Origin of the sequence: Flavobacterium sp. SH_e, assembly GCF_025717045.1 — a bacterium.
Lineage (GTDB): Bacteria > Bacteroidota > Bacteroidia > Flavobacteriales > Flavobacteriaceae > Flavobacterium.
This window is the reverse complement of sequence record NZ_JAOVZN010000003.1, coordinates 499103-521207: the sequence shown is the minus strand read 5'-3', so window position 1 is coordinate 521207 and position 22105 is coordinate 499103. Positions and strand designations below refer to the sequence as shown.

Below are 22105 nucleotides of genomic sequence, written 5' to 3'. Positions count from 1 at the left end.
TTACCACTTTGATTTGTTCTTTTAGTGCTCGATAGCAAAAGTTTATGTTACAAATAGTAACAAAAAAAACGCTAGTTTTAAACTAGCGTTTTCATTTTAAAGTTAAAATTACTTTGAACTAATATTATTTGCTTCTAATATTTTCTCAAATGCAGCTTCTTTACCGTCTTTTTTCATTTGAGCATAAATCATTTGAATTATTTTTTCGGCATCACTTCTATATGCTGATTTTTGTTCTACATAAATATTATAAGCTTTACACATATTGTCTAATCCTTTTTCTGTGTCACTTAAATTAAAGGCATATATTTGACCAATTCCGTAGTAAACTTCAGGATTGTTTGGTTCTATTTTGGCTATTCTTTCATATGCTTTTACGGCATTTTTATAGTCTTTTTTATAGGAGTACGCTACTGCAATGTTTTGAAGTGGCATCATTCCGTTGGGATCTATTTTTAGCGATTTTTCATAAGCATCAATTGCTAAGTCATATTTTTCTAATTTTCGGTAAGAAATTCCCATATTGTCATAAGCGAATGCAAAATTAGGATCTATTTTTACTGCTTTTTTATAATATTCGATAGCTTCTTTATAATTTTCTTTTTTCGATTCCTCAATTCCTAAATAATAGTACTTTAGCGCTTCTTTGTTTTCAGAAATTGAATTTTTATTTACTTTATCACTTGTTGTTATTTTGTCTTTTAAAGAATTGCAATTCTCCATTAAATATCGCTCAATTTCATAATAAGTTTCTTGAAATTCTTGTGAATTTGGATCATAATCCATAGAAACATTTATATTTTTATTCCCTTGCGGATCTTCTAAAGCCTTTGATAAATCTAAACTTGAGAGTTTTTGTCCTATTTGATAAGCTCCAACTTTTGCATAGATACAGGAATGAATGTCTGCAGTTATGGAATCTCTAACTCTGTCTGAGGTTGGAATTGAATCGATACATTTACAAGCTTCATCGCTAATTTCCTTGAAGATTTCTTTTGTATTAAGTTTGGCAGTATCTTGTGCGGATACATTTTTGAGTCCAGCTAGAAATAAAAATAGGAATAGATAGTTTTTCATACTGTTTTGTGGTTTTAGTTATAGTTTTTGGGTTCTATACAGTAAACCAAATATAATATTTAGTATGAATATATTTATAAAATTTATTTCAAAAGAATTTTATTCAATAGTCATAGAACGCAGTTTTGTTCTATAAGCTTCTAATGCGATCGATTTGGAAATAAAGCCATGATATTTTCCGTCTCTTAAAACAGGAAGAAAAGCAGATTTCGAATTTTCAAATTTCTTCATCACAATTTCCATGCTGTCAAGAGAAGAAATTGTTGCTGATGGTGCTTTCATTACGTCTTTTATCTGTGTGTATTTTACGCGGTAAGCATTGAAAATAATTTCTCGAATATCATTAAAATGAACGACCCCAACTAAATCTTTATCGTTATTTACAACGGCAAAAACAACTTGGTTAGAATGCGAAATAAGATCAACCAATTTGCTTAAATTTTCTTCAGGATGCACTGTTAAATAATCGCATTGAATAATAGAGTCAATATCTAAAGTCGATAAAATATTAGAATCTTTATTGCTAGTAAATGCATGTCCTTTTTTTGCTAATCCTTTTACGTCAAGCGAATATTTTTCGTAACGTTTAGAAATCGCAAAACTGATTGAAGAAACAATCATAAGCGGAATCATTAATCCGTAACCTCCAGTAATTTCAGCAATTAAGAATATCGCTGTCAAAGGAGCATGAAATAAACCGCTCAAAATTCCAGCCATTCCGACCATTGTAAAATTGGTAATTGGAAGTTTAGATAAACCAATAAGCGTTACTAGCTTAGAAAAGAAATATCCCAAATAGGATCCTAAGAATAGAGAAGGAGCAAAGTTTCCTCCGTTTCCACCGCTTCCGATTGTTAATCCTGAAGCAAAAACTTTAACCATCGCTGTAGCTCCAACAAATAAAAGTAAAACCCATTGGCTGTTTCTAAAATCAGCAAACAAAGTATTGTCTAGCAATTTTCCAGGATCTGTTTCTGCAAGTGTTCTAATGCTTTCGTAACCTTCACCAAACAATGTCGGGAAAATAAATATTAATAATGCTAAAAGTGACGAACCTATTAAAGCTTTTCTGTATGGATTAATTTGCTGTTTGGCAAAATAGTGTTCGACTCTCTGAAAATTTCTCGAATAATAAATCGCAACCAAGCCAGTAAGAACTCCTAATATAACATAGAAAGGAATATTATGAAAATTAAAAGTTTCTTGCTGTTTAAAACTCAAAAGGATGCTTTCATCTAAAACAATAGCAGAAACCAAAGCGCCTGTAGCAGCAGAAATCATAATAGGAGTAAAGGCAGAAATACTGACATCTACCAATAAAACTTCAATTGCAAAAAGAACTCCTGCAATGGGAGCGTTAAATGCAGCCGCAATTCCCGCTGCAACACCGCAGCCAATTAATAAAGTTCTGTCTTTGTATTGCAGTTTATAATTTTGAGCAAAATTAGAGCCAAATGCAGCTCCAGTTATCACGATCGGACTCTCTAAACCGGCAGATCCCCCTAAACCAACCGTTAATGAACTTGTGACAATCTGCGCATACATTTGCTTTTTCGGAATAATACTTGCTTTTTTTGCAACCGCATAAAGTATTTGTGAAGTTCCTTTTTGAATGGTTCCGTTAAGTACTTTTTTTACAACAAATACGGTCAATAAAATACCAATAATTGGAAGAATACTGTTAATGAAACTCAATTTTAGGATTCCGTTGATGTATGTGGCAAAAGAGAAGACGCTGTGTGCGAATGTTTTAAGAACGATTACTGCTAGCGAACAAGATATTCCTATTAAAACGCTTGATAAAAAAAGAAACTGCTTTGGAGTCATTAATGATTGAGCCAAGGCAATTATGCTTTCTAGTCTTCTGAAATATTTTTTTAGCATTCCGTTTTAAAATTATCTGACTTACAAAATTAGGTTATAATCTTAGATAAAAAAAATAAAAACCAAAAAGGATTAAAACCCAACAGCGGTATCATCTCCTCGAAAATCGGCTCCTCCTTCTAATTTTTTATCTGGTAAAACCAAAATAGCATCTACTTTTCCAATAATTGGAGTTGGCTTTTCGTTAATTAAATAGCTTTTAGCTTTTAGCTGATCGATTGTTTTGGTTTCGAAAGTGTTTGGTTCGAATGTAATTAAATCAGGTAACCATTGATGATGAAAGCGAGGCGCGTTTACAGCTTCTTGCATACTTAAATTGTATTCGTAAACATTTAAGATCGTCTGTAAAACCGAAGTTATAATCGTTGATCCGCCTGGAGTTCCAACAACCATAAATAATTTACCATCTTTCTCTACAATAGTTGGCGTCATCGAACTTAGCATTCGTTTTTGCGGAGCAATGCTGTTGGCTTCATTTCCAACCAAGCCAAACATATTTGGCGAGCCTGGTTTAGCGCTGAAATCGTCCATTTCGTTATTTAAAAAGAAACCTAATTCGTCGCAATAATATTTAGAACCATAACCATCATTTAAGGTTGTAGTTGCTGCAATTGCATTTCCGAATTGATCTACAATAGAATAATGCGTCGTTTCGGTGCTTTCTGCATAATTTACTTTTCCTTCTTTTATTTCTGAAGAAAGAGTTGCTTTTTCAGGATTAAAACTTGCCATTCTGTTTCGTAAATAATCTTCTGCTAATAATTCTTTTATCGGAATTTTGACAAAATCTGGATCGCCCAAAAAGAAACTTCTGTCTGCGTAAGCTCTTCTTTCTGCCTCAACAATAACTTGAATGGCATCTGGAGAATTATGTCCCATTTTTGCTAAATCGTATGGTTCAAGCATCTTTAAAATCTGTGCTAAACAAATTCCGCCACTGCTTGGAGGAGACATCGAAGTTATTTTTAAACCTTTATAAGTAAATTGAAGCGGTTTTCTCCATTTTGCCTCATATTTAGCTAAATCTTGCATAGTGATAATACCGCCTTTTTTCTGAAGATAATCAACTAAGATTTTTGCAGTTTCACCTTTGTAGAATTCATTTCTTCCTTTTTTCTGAATTCTTCTTAAAGTTTTGGCAAGAGCAGGATATTTGATCGTATCACTTTCTTTGAAATTTCCAGATAAAAGCGAATTTTCACCGTTTATTTTTACAATGCTTTCGTGGTAATCTTTTAAACTTTTTTCTTGTTTTTTCGTTACAACGACACCTCTTTCTGCTAAAGCAATAACAGGCTCCAAAATTTTAGAAATAGGCATTGTTCCGTATTTTTTATGTACAGCAAAAATACCTGCAATAGTTCCAGGAACGCCAATAGCAAGAGCCGTTTCGGTGCTTTTTCCTTTTATAACATTTCCATCTTTATCCAAAAACATGTCTTTTGTGGCTGCCAATGGCGCTTTTTCTCTATAATCTATAGATCCAACTTCACCATTGGCTTTTCTGTAAACCATAAATCCGCCGCCGCCAATATTTCCCGCAAACGGAAAAGCAACTGCAAGCGCTAATTCGGTTCCAACCATTGCATCAAAAGCATTTCCGCCTTTTTTCATAATGTCAGATCCAATTTTTGAAGCTTCTTCTCGAGCAGAAACTACCATTGCTTTTGTAACAACCAAACCAGTCGGATTTGTCTGTTGCGCTTGAGAAATATTTATGTATACAAGTGCTATTAAAAGCGTAATTTTTTTCATAAGCAAATAGATTTAAGTGAAAACAAAAACAGTTAAAGAGAAAGTAATTTTTCTTTGGCATGTATTTTTATGTCTTCAAAGAATGAAGTAAATTCTTGTTCAAATTCGTCGTAAAATTCATTCAACTCTTCAATTGCGTACTGCATTTGAGAAATATTTTTAGACCTTCGATCCATTTGAGTAAGAATTTGATGAATTCCTTCCGTTGTACGATAACTCAAAAGCCAGTTTCTTTCGATCATATACGGCATTAAACCTTGAGTTTTTTCAGTTAGAATATCGTAATTATCATGAAGCGAATTGTAAAATCGGTTGATAAAACTTTCTAATTTCTCATCGGAATAATTGGTCCAGTTTTTTGCCAAAAAATGATCATAAACAATGTCTACAATAACTCCGGCGTAGTGATGGTATCTTTCGTGTAAACGTTTTGTACTGGTTCTAAAAATATCGTGAGAGTCGGTATAAGTGTCAATAAATCGATGCAGTAAAATTCCTTTTTGCACATCTTCAGGAAAATGTTCAAATTGTTTTCCGCGAATTCCATCTGCCATAAAATTCCCGATTTTAATTAAATCATTTTCTCCAGAAAGGTATATATGGGCTAAGAAATTCATTTTTTTTTATTATTTCTAAGATACTTAACAGATAAGTTTCTAAGTTATTTTAGTAAATGTATAAAAACTTTTTTAAATCATTTTGTTATAAAAATCACGAGTTGCAAGTAGTTTCTTATAGGTAAAAATTAAAATCTTAGAAACATAGCACCTTAGGAACTCAGTAACTTTTTTATATTTGTAAAAAAATAACCCTAACTCACAAAAATGACTCTAATAAAATCTATTTCTGGAATCCGCGGAACGATCGGAGGAAAAGTAGGAGATAATCTAACTCCTGTTGATGCAGTAAAGTTTGCATCGGCTTATGGAACTTTCTTAAAAAATAATATTGCTAAAGATAAATTGACTGTTGTAATTGGCCGTGATGCAAGAATCTCAGGACCAATGATTCATAATTTAGTTGTGAATACTTTAATTGGTTTAGGAATCGATGTTATTGATCTTGGACTTTCTACAACACCAACTGTAGAAGTTGCTGTTCCTTTGGAAAAAGCTGACGGAGGAATCATCTTAACAGCATCTCACAATCCAAAACAATGGAATGCTTTAAAATTATTAAATGCAAGAGGCGAATTTTTAAGCGGTGCAGACGGAGCAAAGATTCTTGAAATTGCTGAAGCTGAAGCTTTCGATTTTTCTGATGTAGATAGTTTAGGCGAAATTATTTCGAATGACGCTTACATGGATATTCATATTGACGAAGTTTTAAACTTGCCTTTAGTTGATATCGAAGCTGTTAAAGAAGCTAAATTTAAAGTGGTTGTTGACGGTGTAAATTCTTCAGGAGGAATTATTATTCCTAAACTTCTAAAATTAATGGGAGTTGAAGTGGTAGAATTGTATTGTGAACCAAACGGACATTTCCCTCATAACCCAGAGCCATTAAAAGAGCATTTGACTGATATTTCTGAGCTTGTTGTAAAAGAAAAAGCAGATTTTGGTATCGTAGTAGATCCAGATGTTGATCGCTTGGCTTTTATTAGCGAAGACGGAGAAATGTTTGGTGAAGAATATACTTTGGTTGCTTGCGCAGATTACGTTTTGAGCAAAACTCCAGGAAATACAGTTTCTAATATGTCATCTTCTCGTGCTTTAAGAGATGTGACTCAAGCGCACGGCGGAAGCTACGAAGCAAGTGCGGTAGGAGAAGTGAATGTGGTAGAATTAATGAAGAAAAACAATGCTATTATTGGTGGTGAAGGAAATGGTGGAATTATCTATCCTGAATTACACTACGGAAGAGACAGTTTAGTAGGAGTTGCTTTGTTTTTAACGCATTTAGCGAATAAAAAAATGTCAGTTTCTGCTTTGAGAGCTTCTTATCCAGAATATTACATGAGTAAAAATAAAATTGAATTAACACCTCAAATTGATGTTGATGCCATTTTAACTCAAATGACAGAGAAATATAAAAACGAAGATATTTCGACAATTGACGGTGTAAAAATTGATTTTGCTACAGAATGGGTCCATTTAAGAAAATCAAACACAGAACCAATTATTCGTATTTATACTGAAGCGCCTTCTCAAGATGCGGCAGATAAATTAGCTCTTCGAATTATTGAGGAAATTAAAGTAATTGCTGGAATTTAAGATTTTCAGCATTTAAAAATAAAAAATGCCTCTTTTGAAATTTCGAAAGAGGCATTTTTTTTAAAGTTAGTTCTTAATTATTTTGACTGACTTCTTAATATTTCCGTATGACGCATTTACAATGTAAACTCCTTTTGCTAATTTTTCTCCAATTTTAATATCTTCATTTGTTGAATAATCTGAAGAAGAAAAACAAACATCGCCTTTCATGTCAATTATTTTGATGGTTAAAGGTTCTGTTGTGCTTGACTTAATATGCAAAGTTGATTGTGTTTTTACAGGATTTGGATAAATTGTAAAACTCTCTTTTTCTAAATCATTATCTTTAACGCCCAGATTAGCAACAGCGATATCTATAAAATTAAAATTGAAATCATTTGATTTGAATTTGATTTTCAGATAAACTTCTCCTTTTGGCAATGCAACTCCATTTACTACTTTATCAGCAAAAGTCTGCCAGTCTCCTGTTGGCGGAAAAGTTTCGTCTGCTTTTACCACAACATCGTTTACTAGAATATCAAACTTTCCATCAAGAACAGGAGAAGCGACTCTAAAAGTTAGATTGTAGGTTCCTGCATTCGCGACATTCAGCATAAATTCATTCCAATCTCCTTCATTGATGTAACAAACATTTTGTCCAGTGTTAGAGTCTGTTGTTGCTTGTAGACCAGTACCTTTTCTTCTGTAATGTTTGTTTGCTGTAACGCGACCCGGAACATTCATTTTTTTCGTGGTATAAGGAACATTAATATATTCTGTACCAATTGGTCTTAAAACACCGCTTGTAGGACTTAGTAATTGTCCTTCTAACATATCTGTCCAAGTTGGATTTACTCTGCCAGAAAACCAAGAATAACGAAAGATATCAGGATCGTTTTCAAAATTGGTTACAATATCTTTCATAAAAGCTGTTTTATCCGCTGCACTTTGAATAACTCTATTTGCAAATTCAGTGATCCAAAGTGGTCTATTGAATTTTTTCAGAAGACTGGTAACGCCAATCACAGAACCCGAAGTAGCATCATAAGTATGAAAAGCAATATAATCTACTTTGCAAGTTGGACACAATTGAAAAAACTGGTTGTGCCAAACGACGGGATCTGAAATTCCGCCATAATTACTTGGACCATTATATGCTGGTGAAGCACTTATGATTTCGAGATTTTTAGCAGCAGCAATTTTCTCAATATTTACCCAAGCATTTACAGCTTCCTGAGGCGTTAATCTTGCACCGTCATTAAAATTTGGTTCGTTAAATGCAAGAAGATATTTTGCTCCAGGTTTTATTTTATTGATAAAAGCTTGAACATCGACATCATTGACTTTTCCCCACGCCATCGGAACAAATTCAACTCCTAATGATTCGTAATCAGGATTTACAGCCGCTTCAGGTTCTGGCGACCAATTGTACCACCAAGTAAGTCCAGGTTTTAATGCAAGAAGATCTGCTTTAGAATGACCTCCATAAGCAATTCCTCGTTTTGGACTTTGAGCAGAAACAGTAAAAAACAGAAACAATAATAGAATTGTTAATCGTAAGTTTTTGATCATGGTTAATGATTTTTTGTTTTTTTAAGATAATTAGAGAATTCCAAATTTAAATTGTTTCTTTTTTTTATCCATTCAAAAAAATCTTTACAAAAACACATCAAATCTGCTATTGAAGGCTTAGAAATGCTGATTTAGATCATTATAAAGCAAAAAGTCCGAAAAACACAAGTTGTTTTTCGGACTTTTTGTTGTATTATTTTAAAATTATTGAATACGATGTTTCCATCTTTTGTGTGTCCATAAATAAAATTCTGGAGCTTCAAGAATTTGTTTTTCGACCTCTTTTAAATACATTTCGGTAATCTGAAAATCTGGATATTCTTTCGGATTATCGGCAAGCGAAAGAAAAGTAGCCTCATAAAATCCTCTTTTTACCTTTTTTACTTTTACCATAATAACGGCTAAGTCGTATTTTTTTGCCAGCATTTCGGCTCCCGTATGCACAGGAACTTCAACTCCCATAAATTCCATAGAGTGAAAAATTCTGTCCAATTTTGGAGATTGATCACTTGCTAAACCATACATCGCTAAAACCCCGTTACGTTGATTTTGCGCCATTGTTGGAATTGCTTTTCTGGTCTCTATCATTTCTGTATTGTATTTTGAACGGATTTTTCGAACCAATTTATCAAAATACAAATTGGCTAATTTTTTATAAACCGCAATTCCTTTGAAACCAATTTTAGGGTTAATTGTCAAAAGCCATTCATAACTTGCATAATGCGAAGCTACAAGAATTACACTTTTACCTTTTTTAGCATAGTCAAGCACAAGATCTATGTTGGTTACGTGAAATCTTCTTTCCATTTCCGCAGGAGACATACTCATCGTCTTGATCATTTCTAAAAACATATCGCACATATGCTTATAGAATTTCTTTTCGATATCTTTTCTTTCAGAATCACTTAAATGAGGTAATGTAAGTGCCAGATTCTCACGAACCACTTTTTTACGATATCCTATTACTCTGTACACCAAGAGATATACAAAATTTGAGAATAAGTAAAATAAACGAAAAGGTAATATAGAGATAAGCCAGAGTATAGGATAGGCTAAAATATAAACAAGAAATTGCATGTAATTTTTTTTACAAATATAAATGAAAAATGATTAGGGAGGGATATTTTGCTTTCTTGCTAACTTATCTTTAAGAATGATTATATTTACAATTCACAATAATTATTATTTATGAATATCATTTTAGCAGGTATTATCGTTGCAAACGCTGTTATTAGTTACAAAGGATTTAATGATCTTTCTTTTTTTCGAAAATATGAATTTCATGTAGGAAGTATTCGTTCTGGCGAGCAATTACGAATGTTGTCTTCAGGATTTTTACATGTAGACATGATGCATTTAATATTCAATATGCTAACACTCTACTTTTTTGCGCCAGTTGTTTTAGATTGGCTCGGGACGTTTTCTTTTGTTTTGGTCTATTTCGGAAGCTTAATTTTTGGAAGTCTTCTTACGATGTTATTCCATAAAAACGATTATAGTTATCGTGCAGTTGGCGCTTCTGGTGCTGTAACTGGAGTTTTATATTCGGCAATCTTACTTGAACCTAATATGATGCTCGGAATATTTTTTGTAATTCCGATGCCAGCTTACATTTTTGGAATTGTGTATTTATTATACTCAATTTACGGAATGAAAGCTAAAAATGATAATATTGGACACACGGCGCACTTTGGAGGTGCTATAGGCGGTTATTTAATTACTTTAATAAAAATGCCATCATTGTTTACAGACCATACAATGATGGTAATTTTGCTTGCAATCCCGATTGTCATACTTTTTGGAATGGCAAAATTGGGAAAATTGTAATGCTGGCATAACTTTTGAAAAGCTTTTATTAAATATTAAAATTTAACAAAAATGAAAAAACTAGTATTATTTTTAACAATCATGTTTATGACTATGTCTTACGGCCAAGAAATCAAACAAGTACCTCTAATTAACGTTAATGGAGAAGGAAAAGTAAAAGTAGCCCCTGATCAGGTTTGTATTTCAGCTTCTGTTGAAACAAAAGGGAATAATGCTAAAGACGTTAAAAAACAAAACGACGAAAAGATGGATGCTGTTTTGAAATTCATTAAAAAAATGAATATTCCAACAGCAGATTTTAAAACAAAACAAGTTGCTTTAAATCCACAGTATGATTATGAGAAAAAGAAAACATCTTATAACGCTACTCAAACTGTAGAAATTGTAGTTAAAGATTTAGCTAAATACGATGAGTTGATGGAAGGTCTTGTTCAGCAAGGAATTAATAGAATTGACAGAGTTTCTTTCGAATCATCTAAAATGGCTCAATATGAATCTGAAGCTAGAAAATTAGCAATGAAAGATGCTAAAACAAAAGCAGAAGAATATGTGTCTGTATTAGGACAAAAAGTGGGTAAAGCTTTTACAATTTCTGATAATTCTCAAGTTTATCACCCACAGCCAATGTACGCTGCAATGAGAATGAAAGAAGCAGATTCAATGGGAGGAGCTTCAAACGAAACTCTTGCAATTGGCGAAATCGAAATAACAGCAAATGTTAGTGTAAGTTTTGTATTAGACTAAACGTTTATAAAATACCAATATTTAAAAATCCAAATTCCAATTTTATGTTGGGATTTGGATTTTTTTTTATGTTTTAGATTTGAATTTAGAATTTTATAATTTAATAACTTTTATCGGAAGCGTAAATTTAAAAACACTTCCTTTTCCTATTTTGCTTTCTACCCAGATTTCGCCTTCATGAATATTTACAAACTCTTTGCAAAGTAATAATCCGAGTCCGCTTCCGAGCTCGTTTTCTGTTCCTTTTTGAAGAACTTTTCCGTTGATTTTGAATAATTTTTCTTTTATATTTTCAGGAACTCCAATTCCGTTATCTCTAATAGAGATTTCTATTTTATGGTTTATTTTTTGAAGCTTAATTTTAACTTCGCCATTCTTGTCGGTAAATTTAATAGCGTTACTTAGTAAATTACGTAAAATGGTACTAATCATGTTTTGGTCAACTTCAGCTTCAATAAGATCAGAAGATTCGAATAAGATTCTTATATTTTTATGTAAAGCGACATTTTTGCTTAATTCTATATTTTCTTGAATCAAGGCATTTAGCAAAAGTTTCTTAGGATTGAAAGCAATCATTCCCGTTTGGACTCGTGACCAATCCAGCAGATTCTCCAATAATTTGTAAATGTTTTTATTCGAATCATGAAGCTTTTCTGATATTTCCTTAATTTCTTCACGGCTGTATTGTTCTATATTTTCCAATAGAATCTCAGAAAGCGAAACAGATGATCCTAATGGTCCTCTTAAATCATGAGAGATAATAGAAAAGAACTGATTTTTATCGTTCAAAAGCTTTTTAATTTTATGATCCTGTTTTTCTTTTACTAAAAGCAAAAATCCTACGATTCCAATAAGAGTTAGAAGAAATAAACAAATGCTATACAAACTATCAAAAAGATCATTAGAAATAATAAGATTTTGCGGATACAGATATCTATAGATTGTTCGTATGACGATTAAAATTTCAAATCCGATATAACAGAGTACATAAAAGGTTTTAAAAAAGCTTTTTTGTTTTTCTGTAAAATAAGTAATTGTTGGAAGTAAATAAATAGCAAATATTCCGATGCCACCAATAATAACTCGAGTATTCATTGTGGCTTCAAAAAGAGTTCCAATATTAAAAATCAATATGAAAACTGCCGTAATAGCAATTTGCAGCTGATAAAGTTTTTTTGCATGTGCCTTAATAAGCGATAACATTGCTATAGTTTCAAAACAGCAGGCACAAAAAATTAAGGAATTGGAAATATTAATCGAAACAAAATCGCTGATGATATTTCGAAAAAGTGCAAGCACCCAAGCAACTGTAAGAATCAATTTGCCTAAGCCAAACCATTTTAATGTTTTTCTATTATCGCTCGTTGAGTAAGAAAAAGAAAAACTGAAAATAAGAATGCAGGTAAAAAAATTCCCCCATAAATAAAGCAGAAAAATAGTTTTTGGATCTACAGGTAGAAGTTCAAACATTTAGTGGCTGAAGCTTGATTAAAATTCGGATAAACAAATATACAAATTAACGCAATAATCTGCGAAGTATTGTATTTAAAGGACTTGAGCTAGAAAATGGTTCTGTAGGGCTTGTATTAAAGGAATTACTTTTTTTACATTTAAAGTCCGATTTTAGTCCAATGAATTTTCAGATAAATAACTCATGAATTGTGCTTTGTATTGATCTGAAACTGTAATTCTTTGTTTGTTGATTATGATTTGGCTTCTTTCAACTACTTCCACATTTTTTAGCGCAACAATAAAAGAACGGTGGACACGCATAAATTTATCTGCAGGTAATTCTTCTTCCATTGTTTTCAAACTCATTAAAGTGAGAATAGGATGTGGTTCATTTTTAACCCAAATTTTGATGTAATCTTTTAAACCTTCGATATATAAAATCGAATCCAGATTTATTTTCAGCTGTTTGTATTCTGATTTTACAAAGATGAATTCCATCTGATCGGTTTTTTCTTTTTTGGCATTTTTTACCATCGAAAACCATTCTCTAGCTTTATTTACAGCAGTAAAGAATTCAGTATAATCAAAAGGTTTTAATAAATAATCGATTGCTTCAGCTTTCAAGCCTTCTAATGCATATTGATCAAAAGCGGTTGTGAAAATGATTCTTGTAGATTTAGGAATCAGTTTGGCAAGTTCTAAACCTGTTAAATCAGGCATTTGAATATCTAAAAAAATTAAATCAACGCGTTCTTCATTTAGAAATTCCAAAGCTTCAATAGCGCTGTTGCACTTTTTTTGTAATTGTAAAAAAGGAGTCTTTGCCACATAACTTTCAACTAAATTCAAAGCCATTGGTTCATCATCAACAATCAGACAAGTTATTTTATCAGACATAGAATTTCGTTTATTAATTACAAAAATTAAGTTTCTAAAGTAAGGTTTACTATAAAAAAGCCATCAACTACCGTTGCGGTAAATTCGTGTTTATCAGGATACAATAATTTCAGTCTTTTTTTCATGTTTTGCAAGCCAATTCCTGAACCGCTTTTATCACTTTCGGTCTTTGGAAAATTATGATTTTTGATGCTGAAATCAATTCGGTTTTCATCAATAGCCATCTTAAAAATAATTTCTGATTCCTGACTTGCCGATACGCCGTGTTTAAAGGCATTTTCGATTAAAGAAATAAACAAAAGTGGTACAACTTGCAGATCTGTTTTTAGAACAGGAAAGTCATATTCGATTTTGGTATTTTCTGTAAATCTCAGTTTCATTAATTCAATATAATTTATGATAAACTGGATTTCACTTTTTAAACTAACTTTTTCATCATTAGTCTGATACAATAAATAGCGCATCAATTTGCTCAAACTATGAATGGTTTGTTTGGCTTGTTCGGGAGAAGTGTCTACCAAAGAATAAATGTTGTTTAATGAATTAAAAAAGAAATGCGGCTGTAATTGATATTTTAAATGCTGCAATTCTGATTCTAATTTGATAGTAACAGCTTCTTTGCGTTCGACTTCTGTTTTTATCCAGCGTTCTGTTGTTTTTACAGCAATAGAAAAAACGACAGGAACGCTAAATAATATGAAATCACTATAAATGAAAAGACTTTTTGAAGGCCTAAAGTCATCATTTTTGTCATTGTGCGGTACGTGAAAATCAAAGAAAATCTCTTTGATCGATTGGTTTGCCCAAATAAATAAAGTAATCAGTATTAGGTTTGCGATAACGAACCAAATTATTTTTTTTGAAAACAGAAAGCGTTCAATAAGAACAAAATAGTTGCAATAAAATATGATGGAATACAAAAATAACGGAATCCAAGAAAAGAAAAGCACCGCTTTTATTGCCTGATTTTGACCTGATGATAACAAATAGGGTAGCATAAATAATACAAACCATATCATTATATGCAGAAACCCTATTAATAATTTATTCTGTTTAAAATTCATTAGTTTATCGTTTTATTCATAACGCAATGCGGTAATCGGATCTAAAGAAGCCGCTTTTTTAGCAGGATACCATCCAAAAAATATTCCTGTAATGGCACAAACTAAAAACGAAATTACAATAGAATAACTTGTTACAGCTGTTGGCCAATGGAGTACTTTTTCGATGAAAAGAGTTGTCCCTAATCCCAAAGATACACCAATTATTCCTCCAGTGACACTAATCATAATGGCTTCTATTAAAAATTGCATCAAAATATCAGTATCTTTTCCGCCAACAGCAAGACGCAACCCTATTTCTCTTGTTCTTTCTTTTACCGAAACATACATAATATTCATAATTCCAATTCCGCCCACTAATAACGAAATACTGGCAATTGCAACTAATAAAATAGTAAGCATTTCGCTGGTTGAACTAAAAGTAGAAATCATTTCTTCCATGGAGAAAACATTAAAATCATCTTCTTTGTCTCCCTTAATTTTATGTCTTTCTCTTAAAATCTGCGAAACTTCATCAACAGCCTGCTGCGATTTTTCTTCGCTTAAAGAAGAAGCCACAATAGATTCTAGATAATCTTGGGCTAGAATACGCTTTTGGACTGTAGTATAAGGAGACAAAATAACATCATCTTGATCTTGTCCAAAAGTACTTTCTCCCTTTTTCTCCAACACTCCAATTACTTTAAACGGAATGCTATTGAAACGAATCATTTTACCAATTGGGTTTTCATTCTGAAATAGATTTGTTGCTACAGTCTGTCCAATCACAGCCACTTTTGCAGCCGATTTTACTTCTTGATCGGTAAAAATACTTCCCGTTTTTACTTCCCAAACTTTGATTTTTAAATATTCTTCAGTAATTCCGTAAATAGAGGTTGGCCAGTTGCGTGATCCATAAATAGATTGCCCGCTCCCGTTAACCAAAGGAGAAACCGCAGAAAGCATTTTGGTTTGTGTTTTCAGTGCTTCATAATCGCCTAAAGTTAAGGTTTGCATAGCGCTCGGATCTAAACGAACACCGCCACGCATATCGGCGCCAGGACGAACCGTAATCATATTAGAACCCATACTCGAAATTTTGGTTTTGATGCTTTCTTTAGAACCTTCACCAATAGCGAGCATTGCAATAACCGAAGCCACTCCAATAATGATTCCGAGCATTGTAAGCAGAGTTCGAACCTTATTTAGAATAATGGCTCTCCATGCGATCTTAAATAAATTTAGAATTCTCATAATTATTCATCTTCTTTTCCCAATGCAGCAAGAGCTTCTGCTGCAGAGTGAATATTAGTATTGGGACTATCTTTTATGATATGTCCGTCTTTTAGCACTATAGTACGACTGCTGAATGTGGCAATATCAGGTTCGTGAGTTACAAAAACGATTGTTTTTCCTTGTTTGTTTAACTCTTGAAATAATGCCATAATTTCATAAGAAGTTCTGGTGTCAAGATTTCCCGTGGCCTCGTCAGCTAAAATTACAACAGGATTATTGACCAAAGAACGCGCAATTGCAACACGCTGCTGCTGACCACCAGAAAGCTGTGCCGGTGTATGATGCAGTCTATTGCTTAAATTTACCTTTTCAAGAGAAGCTAGTGCCAATGCATCCATTTCTTCTGAATCGTATTTGGTATTGTACATCAAAGGCAATTTTACATTTTCGATAGCTGTAGTTTTGGGCAGTAAATTATAAGACTGAAAAATAAAACCTATTTTTTCATTTCGAATTTTAGCCAATTCCTTTTTAGTCTGCTGTTTTACAACCACATTATCAATATCGTAAATTCCTGAGGTTGGCTGATCCAAACAGCCTAAAATATTTAGAAGACTACTTTTTCCCGATCCGCTAGAACCCATAATAGTTACAAATTCACCTTCTTCTATAGTAAAAGAAACCCCTTTTAAAGCGTGAATGGTTTCTTCGCCCATTACAAACGAACGCTTTAGATTATCTATTTTTATAATTGTTTTAGCCATTTTTATTTCTTTTTTCCTGGAGGTTTAGGCATAAAAGGACTGTCATTGTCTCCAGACGTTTCTGGAGCATCTTCTTTTGTAATTTCTCTTAATCCGTAAACTAATTGATCGTCTTGTTTTAATCCGCTTAAAACTTCTACATTAATACCGTCACTTGTTCCTAATTTGACTATTGTAGGCACAATATTTTTCCCGTCTAAAATCCAAACCTGAGCCGTTTTTTTATCCTCATTTTTAGGAGATGCTAATGGACTAACAGAAATATTATTTTGTTTTTGATAATTAGCTAAAATTTTGGCATCAGGTTCAAAATTGGCTGCTTTGGCTTCTATTGTTAAAACATCTTTTAATTCTAATGTGTAAATAGAAATTGTAGCCGTAAGCCCTGGTTTTAATTTTAGATTCGAATTATCAGCTTTAATTACCACAGTATAAGTCACAACATTCGAGGTTGTCGTTGCGTTAAGTCTTACTTGCGTAATAACACCGCTAAACTCTTCGCCTTGATAAGCATCAACTGTAAATGTTACGCGCTGTCCTTGTTTTACCTGACCAATATCAGCTTCGTCAACATTGGCTTCAACCTGCATTTCAGTTAAATCTTTAGCAATTGTAAATAGAGTAGGCGTACTGTAACTTGCTGCTACTGTTTGTCCTTCGTCAACCGCTTTAGATAAAATTACGCCATCAATAGGAGAGTAAATTGTTGCATAACTTAAATTAGTTTGTGCTTTCTGCAAATCAGATGAACGCTGAACTACAGTGCTTTTTGCGTTGTTTAAATTGTATAAAGCTTCATCATAATCAGACCTGCTGATTACGTTGCTATCATACAAAGTTTTTTGTCTGGTAAAAATGCCTTGTAAATATCTCTGTTCGTTCAAAGCGCTGTTGTATAAAGCTTTTGCTTGAACCAAAGCGGCTTGTAGATTGGTTTTATCTAATTCTGCCAAAAGCTGTCCTTTTTTAACCACGCTGTTGTAATCAACATATATTTTTTCAACAACACCAGAAACCTGAGTTCCTACTTCAACTTCATTAATTGGCTGAACTGTTCCTGTAGCCGTTACTGTCGTTTTAATATCTGCTATTTTTGCTTTAAGAGATTCTACTTTTATAGGAGTTTCTTTAGATCCTGGAATAAAGGAAAAACAAAATGCTACAATTAAGAAGCCTATCGCAGATAATACAAAAATTTTGTTCTTTTTAGTTTTCATTGTTTTAGATTTTAATTTCGTTTCCTTGATAAAAGGATAATAATTGTGTGTATAAAATGTTTAAGTATTTTGCCTGAATGTAATTTTGAGCAGCGTTTGTATAGGTATTTTGGCTGATAACTAAATCTGTTGTACTCAAAGCTCCTAATTCATATTTTTTTTGCGCCAAAACATAAGATTCTTCCGCAGCTTCTTTAGCTGATTGGGCGGAAGTCATTTGTTCGCTTGAAGCAGTTGCATTTTCCCAAGCGGTTTGGATCTTCTTATACAAATCTTTTTGTGCAGTTTGTAAAGCGATTTCGGCTTTATCAATACTTATTTTCGCATTTTGCACTTGTGCTTTAGTTTGATTTCTGTTGAAAATTGGCACTGTCAATGACAAACCTACACGCTGATTAAAATTCAGATTTAATTGATCTGAGAAATTTAATTCTTGAGTATTTGTGTAACCAGAACCCAAACTTCCTGATAGTGATAAAGTTGGTAAATAGGAACCTTTTGCTATATCAAGCTCTTTCTCAGAAACCGCCACATTTATTTGCGATGCTTTTATTTCAGGCATTAAAGAGATAGCTTTATTATAAACCTCGATTTTGTTCGGAATTACATCTGGTATTTTGCTTTCGAGAGGAAATGCAATTTCAAAATCTTCTTCAGGACCTAATTCGAGTAATTGTTTTAAAACCAGAATTTGTTTCGAAAGATCATTTTGAGCAGCAATAAGATTGTATTTATTAGTTGCCGCCTGCGAAAGCGCATCGGTATAATCTTTTCTGGCAATACTTCCTGCGTCCAATCTTAGTTTGGCTCTTTGAACTTCTTTTTCACTTGCTTTTAAATTATTTTCAGCAATTCGAATTCCTTCATTATTGTATAAAATTTGCAGATAAGCTTCTGTAATACTTAATATTACATTGTTTTGCGCCTCTTCAACAAAAGAAGAATTTTGGTCAACCAATAATTTATTTTGCTTGATTTGATTCGAAATCTGATTTCCTTGATATAAAGTGACTGATGAATTGATTCCAACACTTGTTGAATTAACTTTCTGACTTACATAATCACTTGTTATGGGATCAATAGAGTTACCAAAAGATAAATTTTGGGATGCAGAACCCGTTAAATTTGGCAACCTTGAAGATTTCGATTGATCATAATTTACTTCAGCAGCATTTTTACTCAATACGGTTGTTTTGATGCTGATGTTTTTTTCTTTAGCGTAAGCAAAACAATCTTCGAGCGTCCATTGCTTTTTAGTATTTGATGTTCCCTGTCCGTAACCGAAAAAAGAACATAGTATAAAACTTATTATTACAGCGACTTTCATTTGATACTTTTTTAATTTGAATCAAAATTCAGAAGTATCAGTAAACTATGGTAATGCAATAGACTGGTGGTTGGCTGATATAGATAGAAAGTCTATTTGTATAGATGAAAAATTTTGAAAAAATATAAAAAACTTCGTGTTATAGAATAATTTTAAAAAGAGAAATAAACCTACGTATTGATTGATTTCTTAGATTTGTAGTAAGCACCATAAAAAAAATGTCATGCCACTAATTGAACAATCAGAATATAATTTTCCTGCTATTATTCATCGCAACAGACATGTTTCTACTATTTATGCGGCTTTGTTTAAAAAATTTGAAGCTCCAAGTTATACAAGAGAAAAAATTGAGCTAAACGATGGAGATTTTATCAATATCGATTTTGTTATAAACGACTCTAAAAAAGCGGTTATTTTATGTCACGGTTTAGAAGGAGATTCTCGCCGAACGTATAATAATAGCTGTGCAGTATATTTTCAAGAAAAAGGATTTTCAGTTTTTGCTTGGAACAATCGCACTTGTGGAGGAGAAATGAATCGCTTGCCAAGACTTTATCATCACGGAGCGGTTGATGATCTTGATGAGGTAGTTCAGTTTGCTTTACAAAAAGGATTTGAAGAGGTTTATTTGATTGGATATTCGATGGGCGGTGTTCAGCTTTTAAATTATTTAGGATGGACAAAAGTTGATGAACGTATAAAAGCGGCAGTTTCAATTTCGGTTCCAACTCATATTGCAACAAGTGCAGAAGTTCTTAAGCAAGGTTTTAACCGAGTTTATTTAAAGAATTTCACAATTGATATTAAGCGAAAGCTGAAATACAAAGCGGCTCAATTTCCTGATTTTATAAATAGTGATCAGATTGATAAAATTTCATCATTTGATGAGGTTGACCAATATTTTACAGCACCGCTTCATGGATTTGCAAGTCGGGATGATTATTACGAGCGTGTTTCTCCCGAATTTTCACTTCAAAATATCACTACTCCAGTTTTAATTATTAATTCGCTCGATGATCCTTTTTTGGGTGAAAGATGCTATCCAAGAGCTATCGCGAAAGACAGTGCGTATGTTTATCTAGAGACTCCAAAATATGGCGGACATTGTGCTTTTCCGCTCCGTAATTCAATGTATTCCTATGCAGAAAAAAGAGCTTATGATTTTTTTAAATCACAATTAGTTTAGTGAATTTTAAAGGAAATAATCATTCGTCACCAGAATTTTCAATTGCTGATGGAGCTTTTTTTCGGATACTGGTGTTCAGATAAAAAAACAATCTGATAGTATGATTCATATCATATTGATAACCTGAATATTTCTGCTGATAGACATTCATATAACCAAAATCATAGCTCCATTTTGGGTTAATAGTTTTTTTGATTCCAACAAAAAAACGGTTTTGATCAAATGTATTATAAACAACTTCTTCTCCAAAATGCAAAAGAATTTCATCTGAAAGAACCATTTTCGGCCACGATTTATTATTGAAAACACTGAAAGTAAAACTCATTAAATAGCGAATTCTATTGGTAAAACGCCAATTTCCGCTTGGTTTGTCATCAACAATTTTTTCCTGCCAGCGCTGTTCGTTTCGAAGGCGCTGAAGAATGCTTACGTTTCCAACTTTGGCATTTAACTGCGCTTGCTGGTAAATTCTATTTTCGTCTGCAAAAGTACTCCAATCAGGGTTTGAAGGAGCAAGCCACATATGAGCATATCCAGCTGTTAATGAAATATTTGAATTCGGAATATAACTAAATCCACCCCTTATAAAATAGAAACTGGGATCAGCCAAAAAATCGTTTCGTCTGATGTGAAAATCGCCGACTACAGCCCAATGATCTGTAAATTTGGTAACACTATTTATAGAAATCCAAGTTTGAAGCTGATGGTTAATTTCTTTTTCTTGAGTACTCTGTGCTGATACTCCTAAAGGAAGAAGTAAAATAAGAATCCAGATAAAATTGTTCTTCATATTATATTACGATAGAAATTAGTTAGTAAATAAATTTCTTGAACTGGTAGAAGCAATAAATGGAAACAATAGAGAGTAAAGGTATTCTTTTTTTTTAGTTTTGTAAATGTAAAATATTGTAAATAAACGGATTAATATAATGAAATTGGCTAAAATTGCAAGTTTTTTTAAATTTTATTTTTTTTCTGAGAGAACTTTTTTGTTGAGAGCCAGCAGAGAATAGAACCAGCACAGACCATTATTGAGCCTTGCCAGAAAGACAACCCAAGAGATGTAGAAAGAAGTACCGAAGAAAGAAGTGATGATAATATTGGTGTAAAATATGATGCTCCTGCCAAAGCTGTAACGTTTCCATACATGATTCCAATATTCCATGCGGCATAACCAAATCCCATAGCACATGCGGCTAATATCAAGTAAATAATTGCCATAATACTAAAATGCATAGGGAAGTCTTCATGAATTAAAAGATATTTGATCCATAATACAACAGCAACCATCATAAAAAATAAAGTAATGCCATTCACACCTTTAGAAATGCGAATGGTAGCAACACAATAACCAGCCCATAATAAAGCTCCTAAAAAAGCTAATCCGTAGCTTAGCGGATTTGCTTTGACATTATCAATCATTTCTGAAATATTAAATCCCTTTTCACCCCCTAGAGACCCAAACTATTCCTAACATTGATATTATTATGCCTGGAAGAATTAGCCAGTTTGCTTTTTTAGAAGTAAAAAGAACTGTTGCAATCATTGTAAATGTTGGCCACAAATAATTAACCATCCCGACCTCTATAGCCTGTCTGCTATTTTGTGAATAGCCTATAGATAAGGCAAGACATAATTCGTAGGAAACCATCAATAAAGCCCCGAAAAAAAGATATTTTTTTGGGAATTTAGAAAGCGGTGTCCATTTTATGGTTAAAAACAGAAATAGAGAGGCTGCAGTATACATCATTGCCGCACCTGCGGTTGCTCCAAAAGAATGGGAGACTTCTTTAATTAGTCCTACAATGGAGCTCCACAATAGAATAGCGCAAAATCCAATTGGAGTTGCTTTGGACTGTTTGGTCATTGTGAGTAAGAAAAGACTCTTTTTCTTCATGTCTACGCTGTTTAAAAGTATAAACACAAATTTTTTGA

Annotated in this window: 20 protein-coding genes; 4 read left to right on the top strand and 16 right to left on the bottom strand. The window is 32.8% G+C overall.

Annotated features, from left to right (window positions below):
• Positions 1 to 108 precede the first annotated feature (108 nt).
• The 4 genes from OD917_RS07080 to OD917_RS07065 form a co-directional block, all read right to left on the bottom strand.
• Positions 109 to 1077 (bottom strand): tetratricopeptide repeat protein, encoded by a 969-nt coding sequence (locus OD917_RS07080; RefSeq protein ID WP_263522853.1) that lies wholly within the window; start codon positions 1075 to 1077, stop codon positions 109 to 111.
• A gap of 99 nt (positions 1078 to 1176) precedes the next feature.
• Positions 1177 to 2961 (bottom strand): chloride channel protein, encoded by a 1785-nt coding sequence (locus OD917_RS07075; protein ID WP_263522852.1) that lies wholly within the window; start codon positions 2959 to 2961, stop codon positions 1177 to 1179.
• A gap of 72 nt (positions 2962 to 3033) precedes the next feature.
• Positions 3034 to 4716: a gamma-glutamyltransferase gene (gene ggt / locus OD917_RS07070; RefSeq protein WP_263522851.1), complete on the bottom strand. Its 1683-nt coding sequence runs from the start codon at positions 4714 to 4716 to the stop codon at positions 3034 to 3036.
• A gap of 32 nt (positions 4717 to 4748) precedes the next feature.
• The gene (locus OD917_RS07065; protein WP_263522850.1) at positions 4749 to 5333 is read right to left on the bottom strand and encodes an acyl carrier protein phosphodiesterase; all 585 of its coding nucleotides are present in this window, start codon (positions 5331 to 5333) and stop codon (positions 4749 to 4751) included.
• 207 nt (positions 5334 to 5540) lie between these two features.
• Between OD917_RS07065 and glmM the strand changes: the two genes are divergently transcribed.
• A complete protein-coding gene (gene glmM / locus OD917_RS07060) occupies positions 5541 to 6929 on the top strand; it encodes a phosphoglucosamine mutase (protein ID WP_263522849.1) in 1389 nt (462 codons plus the stop codon).
• 66 nt (positions 6930 to 6995) lie between these two features.
• On the opposite strand, the gene OD917_RS07055 is transcribed toward glmM, so the two are convergent.
• Entirely contained in the window at positions 6996 to 8480 is a 1485-nt protein-coding gene (locus OD917_RS07055; protein WP_263522848.1) for a glycosyl hydrolase, read from the bottom strand.
• Positions 8481 to 8684: 204 nt separating this feature from the next.
• On the bottom strand, positions 8685 to 9557 hold the full coding sequence (locus OD917_RS07050) for a lysophospholipid acyltransferase family protein (protein WP_263522847.1): 873 nt from the start codon (positions 9555 to 9557) through the stop codon (positions 8685 to 8687).
• Positions 9558 to 9668: 111 nt separating this feature from the next.
• On the opposite strand from OD917_RS07050, the gene OD917_RS07045 reads away from it, so the two are divergent.
• Positions 9669 to 10307: a rhomboid family intramembrane serine protease gene (locus tag OD917_RS07045; RefSeq protein ID WP_263522846.1), complete on the top strand. Its 639-nt coding sequence runs from the start codon at positions 9669 to 9671 to the stop codon at positions 10305 to 10307.
• Positions 10308 to 10358: 51 nt separating this feature from the next.
• The gene (locus tag OD917_RS07040; RefSeq protein ID WP_263522844.1) at positions 10359 to 11051 is read left to right on the top strand and encodes an SIMPL domain-containing protein; all 693 of its coding nucleotides are present in this window, start codon (positions 10359 to 10361) and stop codon (positions 11049 to 11051) included.
• A 93-nt stretch (positions 11052 to 11144) separates the two neighbouring features.
• Here OD917_RS07040 and OD917_RS07035 read toward each other — a convergent pair whose 3' ends face one another.
• The 7 genes from OD917_RS07035 to OD917_RS07005 all read right to left on the bottom strand — a co-directional run bounded on the left by OD917_RS07035 (position 11145) and on the right by OD917_RS07005 (position 18984).
• Positions 11145 to 12254: a sensor histidine kinase gene (locus OD917_RS07035; protein ID WP_263522843.1), complete on the bottom strand. Its 1110-nt coding sequence runs from the start codon at positions 12252 to 12254 to the stop codon at positions 11145 to 11147.
• A gap of 420 nt (positions 12255 to 12674) precedes the next feature.
• A complete protein-coding gene (locus OD917_RS07030; RefSeq protein ID WP_263522842.1) occupies positions 12675 to 13400 on the bottom strand; it encodes a LytR/AlgR family response regulator transcription factor in 726 nt (241 codons plus the stop codon).
• 26 nt (positions 13401 to 13426) lie between these two features.
• Entirely contained in the window at positions 13427 to 14464 is a 1038-nt protein-coding gene (locus tag OD917_RS07025; RefSeq protein WP_263522841.1) for a sensor histidine kinase, read from the bottom strand.
• 12 nt (positions 14465 to 14476) lie between these two features.
• Positions 14477 to 15694: an ABC transporter permease gene (locus tag OD917_RS07020; RefSeq protein WP_263522840.1), complete on the bottom strand. Its 1218-nt coding sequence runs from the start codon at positions 15692 to 15694 to the stop codon at positions 14477 to 14479.
• A 2-nt stretch (positions 15695 to 15696) separates the two neighbouring features.
• Entirely contained in the window at positions 15697 to 16440 is a 744-nt protein-coding gene (locus OD917_RS07015) for an ABC transporter ATP-binding protein (RefSeq protein WP_263522839.1), read from the bottom strand.
• A 2-nt stretch (positions 16441 to 16442) separates the two neighbouring features.
• The gene (locus tag OD917_RS07010) at positions 16443 to 17657 is read right to left on the bottom strand and encodes an efflux RND transporter periplasmic adaptor subunit (RefSeq protein WP_263522837.1); all 1215 of its coding nucleotides are present in this window, start codon (positions 17655 to 17657) and stop codon (positions 16443 to 16445) included.
• 4 nt (positions 17658 to 17661) lie between these two features.
• Positions 17662 to 18984, bottom strand: a complete 1323-nt coding sequence (locus tag OD917_RS07005) for a TolC family protein (protein ID WP_263522836.1) — start codon at positions 18982 to 18984, stop codon at positions 17662 to 17664.
• 223 nt (positions 18985 to 19207) lie between these two features.
• On the opposite strand from OD917_RS07005, the gene OD917_RS07000 reads away from it, so the two are divergent.
• Positions 19208 to 20170 carry a YheT family hydrolase gene (locus OD917_RS07000; protein ID WP_263522835.1) on the top strand — a complete coding sequence of 321 codons (963 nt, stop codon included), beginning with the start codon at positions 19208 to 19210 and terminating at the stop codon, positions 20168 to 20170.
• A gap of 19 nt (positions 20171 to 20189) precedes the next feature.
• On the opposite strand, the gene OD917_RS06995 is transcribed toward OD917_RS07000, so the two are convergent.
• From OD917_RS06995 to OD917_RS22570, 3 genes are all read right to left on the bottom strand, one after another.
• Positions 20190 to 20960, bottom strand: coding sequence for a DUF2490 domain-containing protein (locus OD917_RS06995; RefSeq protein ID WP_263522834.1), 771 nt, complete (start codon positions 20958 to 20960; stop codon positions 20190 to 20192).
• Between the two features lie 167 nt (positions 20961 to 21127).
• Entirely contained in the window at positions 21128 to 21592 is a 465-nt protein-coding gene (gene yddG, locus OD917_RS22575) for an aromatic amino acid DMT transporter YddG (RefSeq protein WP_318013865.1), read from the bottom strand.
• Positions 21593 to 21614: 22 nt separating this feature from the next.
• Positions 21615 to 22067, bottom strand: a complete 453-nt coding sequence (locus OD917_RS22570; protein WP_318013864.1) for an EamA family transporter — start codon at positions 22065 to 22067, stop codon at positions 21615 to 21617.
• Positions 22068 to 22105: the final 38 nt, after the last annotated feature.